This window comes from Frigidibacter sp. SD6-1 (assembly GCF_030143255.1).
Lineage (GTDB): Bacteria > Pseudomonadota > Alphaproteobacteria > Rhodobacterales > Rhodobacteraceae > TMP-24.
In genome coordinates, this window is record NZ_JARJNR010000005.1 from 328,688 (window position 1) to 342,093 (window position 13,406).

The following is a 13,406-nucleotide window of genomic DNA, read 5'->3' on the forward strand; positions in this document are numbered from 1 at the left end:
AGGGCTGCGGTGCAGCATGTCCTTTCCGATCTCGACATCTCTTACGGAGCCGTGACCTGATGGATGGACAGATTCTCCGCCACCGCAGGGTTCTTCTGGTCGAGGACGAGTATGTGATTGCCGTGGATCTTTGTGCCGAGCTGACGAGTGAAGGCGCCGAGGTCGTCGGACCGGTCAGCAGTGTGGATGCGGCCCTCAGCATTCTGAAATCCGGCGCGCAAATGGACCTCGCCGTCCTGGACATCAACCTGCGCGGAAAGATGGTCTATCCGGTGGCGGACCTTCTGGCCGGACGATCCATCCCCTTCATCTTCGCCACCGGCTATGACGGGATCGCAATTCCGCGCCGCTTCGGCTCTGTACCGTGCTGCGAAAAGCCTGTCAGCATCGCCAGTCTTCGGAGGGCTGTGGCACGGGCACTGCAGGCATCCTAGGCCGTGCCGGGCCGGTCGGGCTTTTGTCTGACACTGCGTCCCGTTGCGATCGCGCCCTGTCGCCCCGGCAAGAAAAGACTGCCGGAAAACCTGGTTTTCCGGCAGCTAGGAACAAGGGAAGCCCGGGCGAGGGAGGGATCCTGATGTGCCCGGGTTATGGAACAAACATGTATCTTGCCTGAAGGTTCCCTTGCTTGAACAATTTCTCCGACGCTGATCCGCGCCGTTTGCAACCAGTGGCGATGGCCAGGCAGCGCCGTCCAGGTGAAGGATCGTTATCCCTTTGGTCCAGGGCGCCTTTTGCGCGACTTCAAGGCCTTGTAGGCCAGTCGCAGCCCCGCAAGGCCCGCCCCGGCGAAAAGGAGGGAACGGACCGCCGCGCCTGTTTCGGCGGGGGCGGGTGCGCGCGCATCGGCCTCACGGGCGGGCCGGGTGCCCGGGGTCGGTCCCGTGTCTTCGGCGGGCTCTGCCGCCGGGCCGGTCCGGGCCGCCGAGGGTTCCTCCGGCGCTACCTCTCTGGCGCCGAAGTCGCGGGCGCGGCCAAGGCCGTTCCAGCCCGGTTGCGTCCGGGTTCCGGCCGGGCGGACATATCGCCGGGGGCCAAAGGAATCGCGCAGCCAATAGCCGTTCGAGGCCGCGTTGGGACTGGCCTCTTCGGGCATCTCTATGGGCGCATCCGGAGGGGTTTCAGGCGGGCTTTCGACCGGAATCTCGTCAGGCGCGGGGTCGGGAACCTTGCCGGGAATGCCGGGCGGAACCTGGGGCGGGTAATTGTCGGGTTGCTGCATGGCGGGTCTCTCCTCGAATGTCCTGGTCAACCGGGTGCCCGGGGGATTGTTCCCGTTTCCGGCCGCCTGCAGCGGGCTGGGGCCATGGGGCGCGGCAACGCCTTGTCGGTCCGCGCAGATGCCGCCAGCGACTGAGCGACGACCTGATCCATGTTCATGTACTGGTAGCTGGCCGGCCGACCGACGACCCGGACAGCCTCGAGCTCGTCCGCAAGCGCCCGATAGCGGCGGTGAAGCGACTGGTTCTCACTAGGCGTAACCGGACAGAACGGATCGCCTTCGGCGGCGGGATATTGCCAGGTGACGCTTTTCCGCGGATGGTCCATGCGCGTGGCTAAAGGCTGAACGGAAACCATACATTTGGTCATGTGGCAGATGTCGGACCGCACGATCCCGCGATCCTTCCGCATGGTCGAGCGCTTCGGCGTTCACACGTTCCGTCTGGTGAACGAGGCTGGCGACAGCACGTTCGTCAGCGTCCGCTGGAGGCCGCAGCCGGGCCCGACCTTGCGGTGATGGCGCTGCCCTGAGACCGAACGCGCGCAACTCTCCCGCAGCCGCCGTGCTGGTCAGCGCAGTCGCTTGGCGGGGGCCGAGGAAATCATCGAAGCCTTCTAGGGTGCGCCGACGCTGGATGCTGGCCTGGTGTCTGCCGCGCAGGCCGTTGAACATTACGAGATCGCCCGCTACGGCACCTTTAGCGCCTGGGCCGAGGTCCGTGGCCTGGACGAGGTGGCCGAACTTCTGGACCGGACGCCGGAAGAATAAACCGGACGCCGGAAGAATAAGAGGCGACGGACCAAACGCCGAGCGAGCTTGCCGACGGCTCGATCTACGACGCGGCGCTTGACAAGTCGGCGTAGTGGCTATGGGCCGAGCGGCTGCCGGGCAGGGCCGACTGCCCGGCGCCACGGGACCCGCGCCGCGCTGGTGCGGGCCGCCGTTGCCGCGGCCCGGGCGATGACCCAGGCACAATTCCAAACCGCCGACATGATGGCGGGCCGGACGGCGCCGGAGCCTGGGGGCGCACCCGACCTCGTCGATGCGCCGGGGTTGGCCTGCTCGCCGTTCAACCAATGGTGCCAGGATGCAGTTGGAGCCAATGAGAGCGTCATCCCCCGCCACGACCCCCGCCACCGCCTCTCCGCGACAAGAGATGAAGGGATAGGGCCACCGCACTGGCCGGTCTCTCGGGCCGCAGTCGACGACAGCCGGAGATGAGGATCGGCCGCCTAGTCAGGCGAAGCGGTGGGCGAGGTGGCGGGCGGAGCCGAAATCACTCCGCCCGCCCTCCGCCCGCCTCTGGATCAGAACCCGTAGACCAGCGAGAAGGTCAACTTGTTCTGCGTGTCTTCGTTGCGCGAGTCGTTGTATTCGGTGAGATAGCTCACCCGGGTCGAAAGCGCGTCCGAGACCTTGAAGTTCAGCCCCAGGTCGTTGGAGGCCCGGAAGGCCGTGTCCGACGACAGAAGGTCTGCATCGTTGGTCAGATAGACGTTTTCGCCAAGCTGGGCATAGAACCGCGACGAGGCGATGCCGCCCGGTTCGGATTCGTCGCGCCCGTCGCCGTATTTCAGGTAGGACAGGCCGGCACCGGCCTGCAGACGCCATGTCATGTCCGGCCGGTTGATGACGCGGATACCTGGGCCGACGCCGATGAAGGCATCCGTGTCGATCTCGCCCGCAGTGGCCGCCAGCCCGTTGGAGTTCAACCGGCCGATGGCAAAGCCGTAGAAGTTGGTATTCCAGTCGTAGGTCAGGTCGTAGATCGCGAAGATGTCTTCTGCGGTCCTGGTGCTGTTCACTTCGCTGAAGGACAGGATGAAGCCCAAAGACTGCACCAGCGGGCCGCGTACGTCGGTCAGCCGTGCGCCGAACGACAGGTCCTGATCCTCGGTGGGCCCGGCAGAACCGGAATAGCTGAGGGAGAGGCTGCCCGACAGGCCTTCGCGCTGTTCGGAGGGGCCGAAGCGGCGGGCATCATTGCCGCGATTGATGCTGATTTCCGCATCGCGGCGCAGGTCGTCGATTTCCTCGTCGACATCCCTGATGCCCAGAATGGTGGTCTGGGCTGCGGCGGGGAAGGCCGTCAGCAAGGCGAATGCTGCCAGAAAGAAGGTGCGGTTCAACGTCATTTTGTTTTCCTTTCTCGGCGGGTTTCTGTTCGAGGCAGGCCTGAAACAGTGGTCGCCGAAGGTAGTTCCCGCCGAAAGGCCCCTGCGGCAAACCTGTTGCCGATCGGCAACGATCGGCTGTTGCGCCGTCGGCCAGAGGGTCAGCGTGCGGTACGTCTCGACGCTGTCGGCTGTCAGTGTCGACACGTCTGTTCCTTCGGGAAAGAGCGGCAGGGTTTGATCCTGCGTGATGGTCGGTTCATGGGCAGCGAAGACCGAATTGTCCGTCTCCGAAGTGACAACGACCGACCCTGACAGGCGGCAATCGGCACTGTTCGCGGCAAGTTCGCAGGTGCTGGCCAGCGACACCTCGTAGGCCGATGCCGATCTTCGCGCCATCTTCGGCCGTCCGGTCCCCTGTCTGGGTCAAGACCGCCCACTGGAAAAGAAACCCGCGTGCACGCGATCCGTTCCCTGGCGAACACCCGGCGAAGGCGCGCAAACGTGACCCGCTATCGATCCCGGTTCCCGCAGACAAGTCGCGCAACTCTGCTGGCCCGGTGGAACAATCCGCAAGGATCGTCGCTTTCTCCCGCGTGAAAATCGAGACAGGAGAGCCGATATGACACCTCCCGACACCAATCTGGAAACACAGACCCGCCGCCATCGCGGACCGCTGGTGGGCATGCTTGTCGTCGTCGTGTTCGCCGTGGGGATCATCTTCTACTGGCTTGTAGCCGAAGTGGAACAAGCCGAGACGAACGATCAGACCACACCGACGACAGAGCCGCCCGTTGCCACCCCCGGCGAAGGCGCACCGGCGACGGGCGGTGAAACCGGTGCGACCGGGGCGGCACCGGCCACTCGGTGACGGCAGTCCGGGTGGGCCTTGCGGCGCGCGGCTGCAGGGGCGGCCGGTGCGCAGTGCGCGGGTCCCAAACGGGTGGGCCCGCATGCGGGCATGGCGGTCATAGGCACAGGCGGCATTGCGCCGACGGCCGAGGGCAAGACCGGAACATTCCGACAGGCGCCCTGTTGAGAGCTCCGTGCGGCAAAGCGAACCGCCATCTCAGGAGAGTTCCATGAAAAACGACGACAAGAAAGACGACAAACCGAAACAGCCCGGCACCCATCGCGACGAAACCAGGGATCAGGAACGCGGCGGGGCTGGCAAAGGCAGCCAGCACAGCGGCGGCGAGCAGGGTCAAGCCGGCCGTCCGCAGGAAAGCGGCGGCCAGGGATCCGACAGGCACCCCGATCGCTGACGCCGCGCTGGCAGCCGGGACGGTGCAGCAGATAAGCCCGACTGCCCGTCCAGCCGCTGCGGCAATCCCGCCAAACGATCGCTCGGGCCGCAATCCTGCACCCCGACATACCAGGAGACACGAGATGAACATGAAACCTACAGTGCTGGCCACGCCGATCCTTCTGATCGCGATGGCAGCAGCATCCTTTGCCCAGACCGAAACCACCGGGGGTAATGACACTGCCGATGGACAGCAAAACCAGCGCATGTTCGGCCAGAACTGGTCCGACAGCATGGGCGGCGCGCTGTTCAGCGATGACCGGCGCGAAACCCTGCGTGGCGATGACGAACTGACCGGCGCCTGGGACACCATGTCGGAAGAGGATCGCCAGATGCTGCGCGACGATTGCCACATGATGGGGAACAGCGCTGGCACGGACGCCTCGACCGACAGTTCGGCCACCGGCGGCTCGGCGACCAACACCACCGGCAACGACAATGACGTTTCCGATGACGCGACCGGCGCCATGACATCCACGGGCGAAGCGGGCACCGATTCCACATCGGCTTCCACGGCGGGTTCCACGTCGGCTTCCACGTCGGGCGCGGCAGGAATGGCCAGCATTTCGGCCGAGAACATGACGCATCTTTGCAGCGTTCTCGGCCTGAACTGAAACGCGGGTCGATGACAGTCAGGGGCGGGTCGCATGTCGCGGGCCGCCCCTTTCTCATCCTGCGGGCAGAAAGCCGCCGAGCTTCGGATCAGGGCGGGAACATCGGCCGTGATTGCCGGTTCATTCACCGTCCAGACAAGGGGGCCCGCGCACACGGTGCTTGCCCCTGCTTGTCGGCAGCGCCTGCAACTGGAGACGGAAATGAGACACAGATACGAAGACGAAGATGAGAGCATGCGCACCCATCGTGCCGACCGTGCCGGCGAGAGAGACTGGCAGGGCGGCCGCGGTTACGGCGCTGGCCGGGGCGACGATCGGTCCTACGGTCGTGATGGTGGCGGCGAAGGCGGGCGCTATGATGAAGACCGCCGGTCGTGGTTCTTGGGCGATGAAGACGACGGGCGGTGGTCTGGCCGCCGCGACCACGACCGCGGCGAGAGCTGGTGGTCGGGACGTTCCGGCGGCGGCGACTACGGTGACCGCCAGGGCCAGTACGGCACGGGCGCCGCGCGCTGGCAGTCGCCGCAGGGCGGTGGCCGACAGGGCTATGAGGGTCGTGGCGGAGCGGGCCTGTACGAGGGACAGGGCGATTATGGCCAGTCGGAGCGTGGCGGCTATCGGTCACGGGGCGGCTATGAACAGGAAAACCGGCAGGGCTACGGTCAGCAAGGCTATGGCCACCAGGATCGGCAAGGCATGGGCGGGCAGCAGCCCGGTTACGGCCAGTCCGGCTACGGCCAGTCCGGGCAGGGCGGTCAAGGGTCCCGGGCGCAGTCTTTCGATCCCGACTATCACGCCTGGCGCGAACATACGATGCGGCAGCACGACGAGGACTATCGCGCCTTCCAGTCCGACCGTCAGAAGAAGTTCGCCGACGAGTTCGATCAATGGCGCAAGAACCGGACGGACAATGCCTCGTCCGGCCAGTCGGGCCAAGGGTCGACCGCGGGCGGTTCGTCGCATGGTCTGGGAACCGGTTCGGGTCCGTCGTCGCTTTCTGGGAAATCGGATGATGGTTCGAGTGGCAAGAAAAGCTGACTGCCGCTGATCCCGCAGAGGACGTGATCCCCTGCCGGAGTGTGAAACGAGGGGCAGGGCAGGGTGGCAACCGCCATCTGCCCTGCATCTTGCGAAAGGCGGACGGATGCCGTCCGCCAGAAAATGGAGAAGAAGATGAACAGGAATTCCTCAAACTACCGCGAACGCGACGATCAGGGCCGCTTCATGAGCGACGATGACGGGCGTAGCGACTGGCGCCATGGCTCGCGGCATGACGACGATCGCCGCAGGGACAGCGAGGGTCGCTTTATGAGCGACGACGAAGACCGTGGCGGCCGGTCTTACGGCGGAGGTTACCGGTCCTCGTCGCGTTATGACGACGACGCGCGCCGTTCCTACGGTGGAGGGCGGAGCGAGGACCACGGTCAGCGCGGCTGGTTCGGCGATCGCGAAGGCCATTCCGAGGCGTCGCGCCGCGGCTGGGCACAGCGCAGCGATGACGATGATCGCAGGCGCTATTCCTCCCGCCATGACGACGATCGCGGCGGCTATCGGTCTTCGTCGCGCCATGACGATGACGGCCGCTCTTATGGGCAAGGCAGCCGGGACTACGGCCAGGGCGGCTGGTTTGGCGACCGCGAGGGCCATTCCGAAGCGTCGCGCCGCGGTTGGGACAGCCGCCGCGATGACGATGGCCGCGGGCGCTACTCGTCCCGTTATGACGATGATCGGGAACGGTCCTCCGCCGGCGATTATCGTTCCGCCTCGCGCGGCGAACGGGATGCGTATGGCAACGACTACGGCCAGCGCGGCTGGCGCGATCGCTGATCACGGCGCCACAAGAAGCGAAAGGCCCGGCTTCGGCCGGGCCTTTCGCTTCGTGAACGTGTCGCGTCGGCGCCGCGCGCGGCTGTCCTGCCGGATCCGCGGGCGGGCCAAAAAAGTGTCCGCTCAGGGAACCTTTGCGCCACTCGCGCGTTTCAACTGCAGCGACGGAGCGATTTGATATGTCCCTTCCCGGGTCGCTCAGGACGTCGCGGCCGGGCCGGAGTGGCGTTCATCTACAGGGTCCGTGGCCGTCAGGATGATCCCCTCTTCCTGGCGGCCAAACCCGGCTGGGGCACAGGGCCAGAGCGCGCATGCCGCCACAGGCTGGGCTCGTCAGGTAAACAGCTGATGGCCCCGCAGATGGCGGAAAGACGGCAATCCCGATAGAAAGGTTTTGCTTCCCCGCGCCTGATGCCTGACCATGACAGCAAGCGCGTGTGATTTGCAATTCGTTGCCTTTAGGTTGGATAGTCGCACGGGAAGCTACGGCGGTGCGGAGCGATGCAGGAACAGGATAGAAAAGAAAAGAAGCGGTCGCAGGGCGATCTGCGCGCGCAGATCGACGACAATCTGCGTCGTGTCTATCAGGAGGCCCTGCAGGAAGAGCTGCCCGAGCGCCTCACGCAGCTGCTGGAGGAACTGCGCCGCAAGACCGGGCAGTGAAGAGCCGGAAGAAGATGGCAACCGGCGTCCTCGGCCGACCCATGCAGCGGACAGGCGGCGGGTCAGGCCGCCAGCGTTTCCGTCGAGGCAAAGAACATCGCCTGACTGACCGCTGACCGGACCTGTTCCTCCGAAAAGGGCTTGGTGATCAGGAAAGCGGGTTCCGGCCGTTCGCCGGTCAGCAGCCGTTCGGGAAAGGCCGTGATGAAGATCACGGGAATGTCGTCGAACTGCGCAAGGATGTCATTGACGGCATCGATGCCCGACGATCTGTCGGCAAGCTGGATGTCGGCAAGGATAAGGTCGGGCCTGTCCGAAGCGGCAAGGCGCACTGCCTCGGCGCGTGTACGGGCGATTCCGGTGACGAAATGGCCGAGGTCCTGCACGATCGAGGCAATATCCATCGCAATGATCGCCTCGTCCTCGATCACCATGACCTTGCCCGCAATGGCGCTTTCCATCTCGCGGCGGGCAACCTCGATCAACTGCTCCGCCTCCTGGGCAGAGATATCCATGATCCGGCCGATGTCCAGTTGGGTGAAACCTTCGATCGCATGCAGAAGCAGCGCCTCGCGCGTGTTCGGGGTCAGGTCCGCCATATGGTCCTGTGCCCGGGCCGAAAGGCGGCTATCGGGTTCGCCGACCGGTGCTCCGGCGCTGGACCAGACAAGATGAAACGCCCGGAAGAGACTGATCCGCGCGTCATGACCTGCTGTCTCGCCGAAGTTGTCCGCCAGCATCGCCTCGAGCGTGGCGGCGGCATACCTGTCCCCGCTGTCCTGGCTTCCCATGAGCGCACGCGCATAGCGTCGCAGGAACGGAACATTCTCTGCAACCGACCCGACAAAGTCGGGTGTCTCGACCGACGCCATTTTTTTCTCCCCATCGCGATTTTGCTGGGAACCAACACTGCAACTATGCGTTAGGTTCCCGGTGATCGCAAAAAAAATAACCGAGTGCAGGCATATGAAAGAGGGCGACGACGGCAAGTCCAAGCTGCGCGCGCAGATCGATGAGAACCTGAAGCGTGTCTATCAAGAGGCGCTGGAAGAGAGGATTCCGGATCATCTGCGCGACCTGCTGGATCGGTTGCGGCAGAAGGAAGCGGGAAAATGACCGGCCAGACAGATCCGCGTGACGACCTGCCCGACCATCTCTCGGCCCTGCGTGCCTTCGCCATCAGCCTGTGCGGCGACGTATCGATGGCGGACGATCTTGTACAGGATACGATCGTGAAGGCCTGGACGAATATCGAGAAGTTCACGGTCGGGACGAACATGCGCGCATGGTTGTTCACCATCCTGCGCAACACGTTCTATTCGATGAAGCGCAAGCGCAAACGGGAAGTCCCCGATTCTGATGGCCTTCTGGCCGGGCGACTGTGCGAGAAGCCGGCCCATGACGGTCGACTTGCGTTCAACGATTTCCGCCGCGCCTTCAGCCAGCTTTCGCCCGAACATCGCGAAGTGCTGATCCTTGCGGGAGCGTCGGGCTTTTCCTACGAGGACGTCGCCCAGATGACAGGCGTCGCCGTGGGCACGGTAAAGAGCCGCGTGAACCGCGCGCGGGCGCGGCTGAGCGACATTCTGGGTCTGGCAGAGGGCGAAGACCCCGTCTCAGGCGCCGATGCCGCGACAATCGCCGTGATCGGCGCGGCGGGGGTGCGGGCCGCATGAACGAGGGTTCGCGCCCGCGCAAGCTCACACAGCATCTGGGATTTCAGATCGCCTTCCTGCTGGCGATCGTCCTGCTTCCGCTGACGGCGATCTCTGTGGCCCGCTCCGCAGAGCTTGCCAGCGAGGCGCGCGCCCGGTCCGAAGCCGCGCTGGTCGGCGAGACGATGCACGCAGCCGCACGCGAAATGCAGTTCATCCAGGAAGCGCGCGGAACCGTGGCGACGCTTGCCGGGGCCATCCCGGCTTTTGTCGATGACATGGCCGCCTGTTCGCGGATCATGCGCGATGTCGCGGCCGCGACCGATCGCTATTCGCTTGTGGCCTTCATCGACGCCGATGGTCTCATGCAATGCTCTTCAAGCGGCGACCCGCATGATTTCTCCGGCAACCCCCTCTGGCAGCATCTCAACGGCGCGCCGGGCCCCTCGATCGTCGTCAACCGCACGCCCCCTGTCTCGGGTACCTCGGTTCTGGGGATCTCTCACCCTGTCATAGACGCAGACGGCAGGCGGCTTGGCATAGCGAGCGTCTCGCTTCCGCATCTGGCGCTGGCGTCGGATGCACCCGTCGAAGGTCTTTCGCAGTCGCCGCTGCAGATCGTCACCTTCGATGCCGAGGGCACAGTGCTTACGGCATCGGACTGGACCAGCGGTTACGAAGATGTCCTGCCGGCCAAGCGGACGCTGTTCAGCCTGGTCGGAAGCAGGCCCCTGTCCTTCACGGCCCGGTCGGCGGGCGGCGCGGTCCGCGTCTTTTCCGTTGTGCCGCTCGTTCCGGACCAGCTTTACGCCCTGGGAAGCTGGCCCGCCGACCAGACCGAGGCCGACAGCCTGTGGTCGCTGCCTTTCCTGTTTCCGGTCCTGACATGGCTTGCCAGCTTTGTCGTCGCCTGGCTGGCGGCCCAGCACCTGGTAATCCGGCACATCCGCAAGCTGAGGCATTCGCTGATATCCTTTGCGGGCGGAAACCGGTTCGTCGGCGATATTTCCGTGCCGGGAGCGGCCATCGAGATACGCGAGATCGCCGATGCCTATGAAAGCATGACCGAGACGGTCCTGCATGACGAAGCCAAGCTGGAAGACATGGTCCACCAGATGGAGGTGCTTCTGCGCGAGGTACATCATCGCGTGAAGAACAATCTTCAGCTTATCGCCTCGATCATGAACATGCAGATGCGTCGGACGCGGTCAGAGGAGGCGAGGCGCACGCTGAAAGGGTTGCAAGACCGTGTCATGAGCCTTGCCTCGATCCACCGCGAACTCTATCAGACCGCCGGTCTGTCCGACGTCCATTCGGACGAACTTTTGTCGGCCATCGTCCGGCAGATCACCGGCATGACGGCTTATCCCGAACGCGAGCTGGCGGTGCATACGGCGTTTGCTGACATAAGAATGACGCCGGATCAGGCCGTGCCGCTGGCGCTTCTGGTTGCCGAAGCGGTTACGAATGCGGTCAAGTATGCCTCTGCCCCGGCGGGAGAGCGGGCGCAGCTTTGGGTCAGTTTTGCCCGTCAGTCCGAAACGCGGGCGATGGTGCAGGTGCGCAACACGATCGGCACCGAGGGCGCCACGGCCGCCGACGACGAATTCGACACCCGCGAACAAGGCGGCGCGGGACTGGGAACACAGCTCGTCGCGGCCTTTGCGATGCAGCTTGGCGGCACGGCCAACATGACGAAGGGCGGAGGATTTCATGAGCTGACGCTCGAGTTCGACGTTCGCCCGCTGTCTGACGCAGAACAGCGTTTCACGCCCCTGAACGCTGCCGCGATGGAACCCGGGCGCTGATCGGTGCGTTTGCATCCGGGGTGAGAAACGACAGGCCGGTCAGGCATGAAGACAGAATCCAGATGCGGTGCGCGGCCCGATTTCGAAGTGTTGCTCACCGCCGATGAGGCCTACCCCGTGCTGGAGCGAGAGTTCCTGCAGGCGCAATCGGAGATATGGGCCAGCTTCCGGGTGTTCGACCTGACGACGCGCGTCCGTTCGGTCGAAGCAAGACAGGTGGCCGAAACCTGGTTCGATCTGATCATTCATACCCTGTCGCGTGGTGTCGCCCTGAACATCGTAATCTCCGACTTCGATCCGATTGCTCGCCCGGCGCTGCACCGGGGGACCTGGCGGTCGGTCCGGCGGCTGATTGCCGCAGGCGAACTGGCAGGCAAGGGCCACCGCCTGAATGTGGTGGCCGGAATGCATCCCGCGCGGAGCGGCCTCGTGCCACGTGTGCTTCTATGGCCCATGATCCTTTATCGCCAGTTCAAGGCAGCACGCTGGCTGAACCGGCGGCCGAAGGCCGAGCGCCGCACTGCCATCGCAGAGATGCCGGGACTTGCCTCTCGCCTGGTGAGGATGGCCGGCGGCCGCTTCCGTCCGAAGTTCTGGCCGTTGCCCTGCCTCTATCCCGCGACTCATCATCAGAAAATCGCAGTATTCGACCGCAAGCAGCTGTATCTTGGCGGGCTGGACCTGGACGAGCGGCGGTTCGACACGGCGCGCCACGACCGCAGTGCCGACGAGACCTGGCACGACGTTCAGTTGAACCTGACCGGCCACGCCGCGACCGAGGCCCAGTCGCATCTGGAATCCTTTTTGGATGTGACAGCCGGGCGAAAGGAACCGGTGCGGCAAAGGCGGTTGCTCAGAACCCTGTCGCGGCCGCGCGGGAACAACTTCCTGCATCTTGGCCCCGAGCCGTTGCTTCAGGAAATCGCCATGGCTCATGAGCATCTCGCAAAGCGTGCGCAAAAGTTCATCTATCTCGAAAGCCAGTATCTGCGCGACCTGCACTTTGCCCGCCATCTTGCCCGGCAGGCCGAGGCGAGTCCCGGGCTCACGCTGCTGGTCGTCCTTCCCGCCGCGCCCGATGACATCGCGTTCGAGCGACAGGTGGGTCTGGATGCCCGGTTTGGCGAGTATCTGCAGGCGCGGGCCCTGCGCATTCTGGTGAAGTCATACGGGTCACGCCTGTTCGTTGCAGGCATGGCGCAGCGCCGACGTGCGAACGGCGGCAACGAGAAGGGACGCGCCAGCCCAGAGGGCGCACCCCTCATCTACATCCATTCCAAGGTGTCGCTCTTCGATGAAACGGCGGCCATCGTCTCGTCGGCCAACCTGAACGGCCGCAGCCTGCGTTGGGACACCGAGGCGGGCCTCTTGGTGACCGACCGGTCCCGGGTGCTGATGCTGCGCCGCCGTGTCATGGGGCATTGGCTGCCCGAAAAGGCCCATGACCGTTATTTCGATCCCGATACTGCCTTATCGGCCTGGCGGACCCTGGCGCTGGACAATCTGCGCAAGGATCCCGCGCATAGGAGAGGGTTCGTCCTTCCCTACGACATCAACGCGGCAGAAAGGGACGCCAGGAACCTGCCGGTTCTTCCCGAAGAGACGGTCTGATCCGTGCAGTCGCGCCTTTCAGGCGCGGCGCGGCACCGGGCGAGGTCCGGCGACGAACCAGATCAGGAAACCGATCAGCGGCAGGAAGAACACAAGCAAGATCCACAGAACCTTGCGTCCGGTCGATGTGTTCGAACCGGCAATCGACACCAGCGCCCAGATGTCGAGCGCCAGAAGCATCAGGCCCCCGAAACCGGAAAGGGAAAGCATATTGAACTCCATCGGTTGTTCCTTTCGCCCTTGTGATGGAACAACCTGCAGGCGCGCCGACGGTTCCGCCGCGATCGTTGACGGAACCGTTTCACGAGCATGCGCGTTCTCAGTCCACGAACGCAGCAAAGGAGTTAAAGACATGCTTGGTTGGGCTATCACCTTCCTTGTCATCGCCCTGATCGCGGCAGCGCTTGGTTTCGGCGGCATAGCTGGCGCCTCGGCGGGCATTGCGCAGATTCTCTTCGTGATCTTCCTCATCCTCTTCGTGGTGGCGCTTGTCATGCGCGCGGCGCGGGGCCGTCCGCCGCTGTAAGTGTGGGGGCCGGTCTGAACCAACTTCGTAGCAGTGCAACACAGGAACGCAGGGGCAGCC

Annotated in this window: 19 protein-coding genes; 14 read left to right on the top strand and 5 right to left on the bottom strand. The window is 64.5% G+C overall.

Going from position 1 to position 13,406, the window contains the following annotated elements; all coding sequences use genetic code 11:
* Nucleotides 1-59: 59 nt before the first annotated feature.
* The gene (locus P0645_RS11855) at nucleotides 60-434 is read left to right on the top strand and encodes a response regulator (RefSeq protein WP_284164791.1); all 375 of its coding nucleotides are present in this window, start codon (nucleotides 60-62) and stop codon (nucleotides 432-434) included.
* Nucleotides 435-709: 275 nt separating this feature from the next.
* Here the strand turns inward: P0645_RS11855 and P0645_RS11860 are convergent, their stop codons facing one another.
* Complete coding sequence (locus P0645_RS11860; RefSeq protein WP_284164792.1) at nucleotides 710-1,222, bottom strand: hypothetical protein; 513 nt, start codon at nucleotides 1,220-1,222, stop codon at nucleotides 710-712.
* A gap of 26 nt (nucleotides 1,223-1,248) precedes the next feature.
* The gene (locus P0645_RS19345) at nucleotides 1,249-1,632 is read right to left on the bottom strand and encodes a UDP-galactopyranose mutase (protein ID WP_349814648.1); all 384 of its coding nucleotides are present in this window, start codon (nucleotides 1,630-1,632) and stop codon (nucleotides 1,249-1,251) included.
* On the opposite strand from P0645_RS19345, the gene P0645_RS11865 reads away from it, so the two are divergent.
* Nucleotides 1,583-1,738: a catalase gene (locus P0645_RS11865; RefSeq protein ID WP_284164793.1), complete on the top strand. Its 156-nt coding sequence runs from the start codon at nucleotides 1,583-1,585 to the stop codon at nucleotides 1,736-1,738. The genes P0645_RS19345 and P0645_RS11865 overlap by 50 nt on opposite strands.
* A 114-nt stretch (nucleotides 1,739-1,852) precedes the next feature.
* A complete protein-coding gene (locus tag P0645_RS11870; RefSeq protein WP_284164827.1) occupies nucleotides 1,853-1,990 on the top strand; it encodes a DUF892 family protein in 138 nt (45 codons plus the stop codon).
* Between the two features lie 539 nt (nucleotides 1,991-2,529).
* Here P0645_RS11870 and P0645_RS11875 read toward each other — a convergent pair.
* Entirely contained in the window at nucleotides 2,530-3,735 is a 1,206-nt protein-coding gene (locus P0645_RS11875; RefSeq protein ID WP_284164794.1) for a DUF481 domain-containing protein, read from the bottom strand.
* A gap of 223 nt (nucleotides 3,736-3,958) precedes the next feature.
* Here P0645_RS11875 and P0645_RS11880 point away from each other — a divergent pair, with 223 nt between their 5' ends.
* The 6 genes from P0645_RS11880 (at nucleotide 3,959) to P0645_RS11905 (ending at nucleotide 7,746) form a co-directional block, all read left to right on the top strand.
* Nucleotides 3,959-4,207: a hypothetical protein gene (locus P0645_RS11880; protein ID WP_284164795.1), complete on the top strand. Its 249-nt coding sequence runs from the start codon at nucleotides 3,959-3,961 to the stop codon at nucleotides 4,205-4,207.
* Between the two features lie 211 nt (nucleotides 4,208-4,418).
* Nucleotides 4,419-4,601, top strand: coding sequence for a hypothetical protein (locus P0645_RS11885; RefSeq protein WP_284164796.1), 183 nt, complete (start codon nucleotides 4,419-4,421; stop codon nucleotides 4,599-4,601).
* A gap of 124 nt (nucleotides 4,602-4,725) precedes the next feature.
* Complete coding sequence (locus P0645_RS11890) at nucleotides 4,726-5,256, top strand: hypothetical protein (RefSeq protein ID WP_284164797.1); 531 nt, start codon at nucleotides 4,726-4,728, stop codon at nucleotides 5,254-5,256.
* A gap of 201 nt (nucleotides 5,257-5,457) precedes the next feature.
* Entirely contained in the window at nucleotides 5,458-6,294 is an 837-nt protein-coding gene (locus tag P0645_RS11895; RefSeq protein ID WP_284164798.1) for a hypothetical protein, read from the top strand.
* A gap of 135 nt (nucleotides 6,295-6,429) precedes the next feature.
* Nucleotides 6,430-7,083 (top strand): hypothetical protein, encoded by a 654-nt coding sequence (locus P0645_RS11900; RefSeq protein ID WP_284164799.1) that lies wholly within the window; start codon nucleotides 6,430-6,432, stop codon nucleotides 7,081-7,083.
* A gap of 501 nt (nucleotides 7,084-7,584) precedes the next feature.
* Entirely contained in the window at nucleotides 7,585-7,746 is a 162-nt protein-coding gene (locus P0645_RS11905; protein ID WP_284164800.1) for a NepR family anti-sigma factor, read from the top strand.
* Between the two features lie 62 nt (nucleotides 7,747-7,808).
* On the opposite strand, the gene P0645_RS11910 is transcribed toward P0645_RS11905, so the two are convergent.
* On the bottom strand, nucleotides 7,809-8,618 hold the full coding sequence (locus P0645_RS11910; RefSeq protein ID WP_284164801.1) for a response regulator: 810 nt from the start codon (nucleotides 8,616-8,618) through the stop codon (nucleotides 7,809-7,811).
* A 94-nt stretch (nucleotides 8,619-8,712) separates the two neighbouring features.
* Here P0645_RS11910 and P0645_RS11915 point away from each other — a divergent pair, with 94 nt between their 5' ends.
* The 4 genes from P0645_RS11915 to P0645_RS11930 are packed head-to-tail and all read left to right on the top strand — an operon-like array spanning nucleotide 8,713 to nucleotide 12,820.
* Entirely contained in the window at nucleotides 8,713-8,862 is a 150-nt protein-coding gene (locus tag P0645_RS11915; RefSeq protein ID WP_284164802.1) for a NepR family anti-sigma factor, read from the top strand.
* A complete protein-coding gene (locus P0645_RS11920; protein ID WP_284164803.1) occupies nucleotides 8,859-9,422 on the top strand; it encodes an RNA polymerase sigma factor in 564 nt (187 codons plus the stop codon). The genes P0645_RS11915 and P0645_RS11920 overlap by 4 nt, the downstream gene beginning before the upstream one ends.
* Entirely contained in the window at nucleotides 9,419-11,209 is a 1,791-nt protein-coding gene (locus P0645_RS11925; protein ID WP_284164804.1) for a sensor histidine kinase, read from the top strand. Before P0645_RS11920 ends, P0645_RS11925 begins: the two co-directional genes overlap by 4 nt.
* Before the next feature lie 45 nt (nucleotides 11,210-11,254).
* Nucleotides 11,255-12,820, top strand: a complete 1,566-nt coding sequence (locus P0645_RS11930; RefSeq protein ID WP_284164805.1) for a phospholipase D-like domain-containing protein — start codon at nucleotides 11,255-11,257, stop codon at nucleotides 12,818-12,820.
* Between the two features lie 18 nt (nucleotides 12,821-12,838).
* Here P0645_RS11930 and P0645_RS11935 read toward each other — a convergent pair whose 3' ends face one another.
* Nucleotides 12,839-13,042: a PLD nuclease N-terminal domain-containing protein gene (locus tag P0645_RS11935; RefSeq protein ID WP_284164806.1), complete on the bottom strand. Its 204-nt coding sequence runs from the start codon at nucleotides 13,040-13,042 to the stop codon at nucleotides 12,839-12,841.
* Between the two features lie 130 nt (nucleotides 13,043-13,172).
* Between P0645_RS11935 and P0645_RS11940 the strand changes: the two genes are divergently transcribed.
* Nucleotides 13,173-13,346: a DUF1328 domain-containing protein gene (locus P0645_RS11940; RefSeq protein ID WP_284164807.1), complete on the top strand. Its 174-nt coding sequence runs from the start codon at nucleotides 13,173-13,175 to the stop codon at nucleotides 13,344-13,346.
* The last annotated feature ends 60 nt before the right edge of the window (nucleotides 13,347-13,406 follow it).

What these genes read in the sequence shown, in the direction of transcription:
- P0645_RS11855 (WP_284164791.1), top strand. Translation starts at nt 60, where the DNA reads ATGGATGGACAGATTCTCCGCCACCGCAGGGTTCTTCTGGTCGAGGAC.
- P0645_RS11860 (WP_284164792.1), bottom strand. Translation starts at nt 1,222, where the DNA reads ATGCAGCAACCCGACAATTACCCGCCCCAGGTTCCGCCCGGCATTCCC.
- P0645_RS19345 (WP_349814648.1), bottom strand. Translation starts at nt 1,632, where the DNA reads ATGCGGAAGGATCGCGGGATCGTGCGGTCCGACATCTGCCACATGACC.
- P0645_RS11875 (WP_284164794.1), bottom strand. Translation starts at nt 3,735, where the DNA reads ATGGCGCGAAGATCGGCATCGGCCTACGAGGTGTCGCTGGCCAGCACC.
- P0645_RS11880 (WP_284164795.1), top strand. Translation starts at nt 3,959, where the DNA reads ATGACACCTCCCGACACCAATCTGGAAACACAGACCCGCCGCCATCGC.
- P0645_RS11885 (WP_284164796.1), top strand. Translation starts at nt 4,419, where the DNA reads ATGAAAAACGACGACAAGAAAGACGACAAACCGAAACAGCCCGGCACC.
- P0645_RS11890 (WP_284164797.1), top strand. Translation starts at nt 4,726, where the DNA reads ATGAACATGAAACCTACAGTGCTGGCCACGCCGATCCTTCTGATCGCG.
- P0645_RS11895 (WP_284164798.1), top strand. Translation starts at nt 5,458, where the DNA reads ATGAGACACAGATACGAAGACGAAGATGAGAGCATGCGCACCCATCGT.
- P0645_RS11900 (WP_284164799.1), top strand. Translation starts at nt 6,430, where the DNA reads ATGAACAGGAATTCCTCAAACTACCGCGAACGCGACGATCAGGGCCGC.
- P0645_RS11905 (WP_284164800.1), top strand. Translation starts at nt 7,585, where the DNA reads ATGCAGGAACAGGATAGAAAAGAAAAGAAGCGGTCGCAGGGCGATCTG.
- P0645_RS11910 (WP_284164801.1), bottom strand. Translation starts at nt 8,618, where the DNA reads ATGGCGTCGGTCGAGACACCCGACTTTGTCGGGTCGGTTGCAGAGAAT.
- P0645_RS11915 (WP_284164802.1), top strand. Translation starts at nt 8,713, where the DNA reads ATGAAAGAGGGCGACGACGGCAAGTCCAAGCTGCGCGCGCAGATCGAT.
- P0645_RS11920 (WP_284164803.1), top strand. Translation starts at nt 8,859, where the DNA reads ATGACCGGCCAGACAGATCCGCGTGACGACCTGCCCGACCATCTCTCG.
- P0645_RS11925 (WP_284164804.1), top strand. Translation starts at nt 9,419, where the DNA reads ATGAACGAGGGTTCGCGCCCGCGCAAGCTCACACAGCATCTGGGATTT.
- P0645_RS11930 (WP_284164805.1), top strand. Translation starts at nt 11,255, where the DNA reads ATGAAGACAGAATCCAGATGCGGTGCGCGGCCCGATTTCGAAGTGTTG.
- P0645_RS11935 (WP_284164806.1), bottom strand. Translation starts at nt 13,042, where the DNA reads ATGGAGTTCAATATGCTTTCCCTTTCCGGTTTCGGGGGCCTGATGCTT.
- P0645_RS11940 (WP_284164807.1), top strand. Translation starts at nt 13,173, where the DNA reads ATGCTTGGTTGGGCTATCACCTTCCTTGTCATCGCCCTGATCGCGGCA.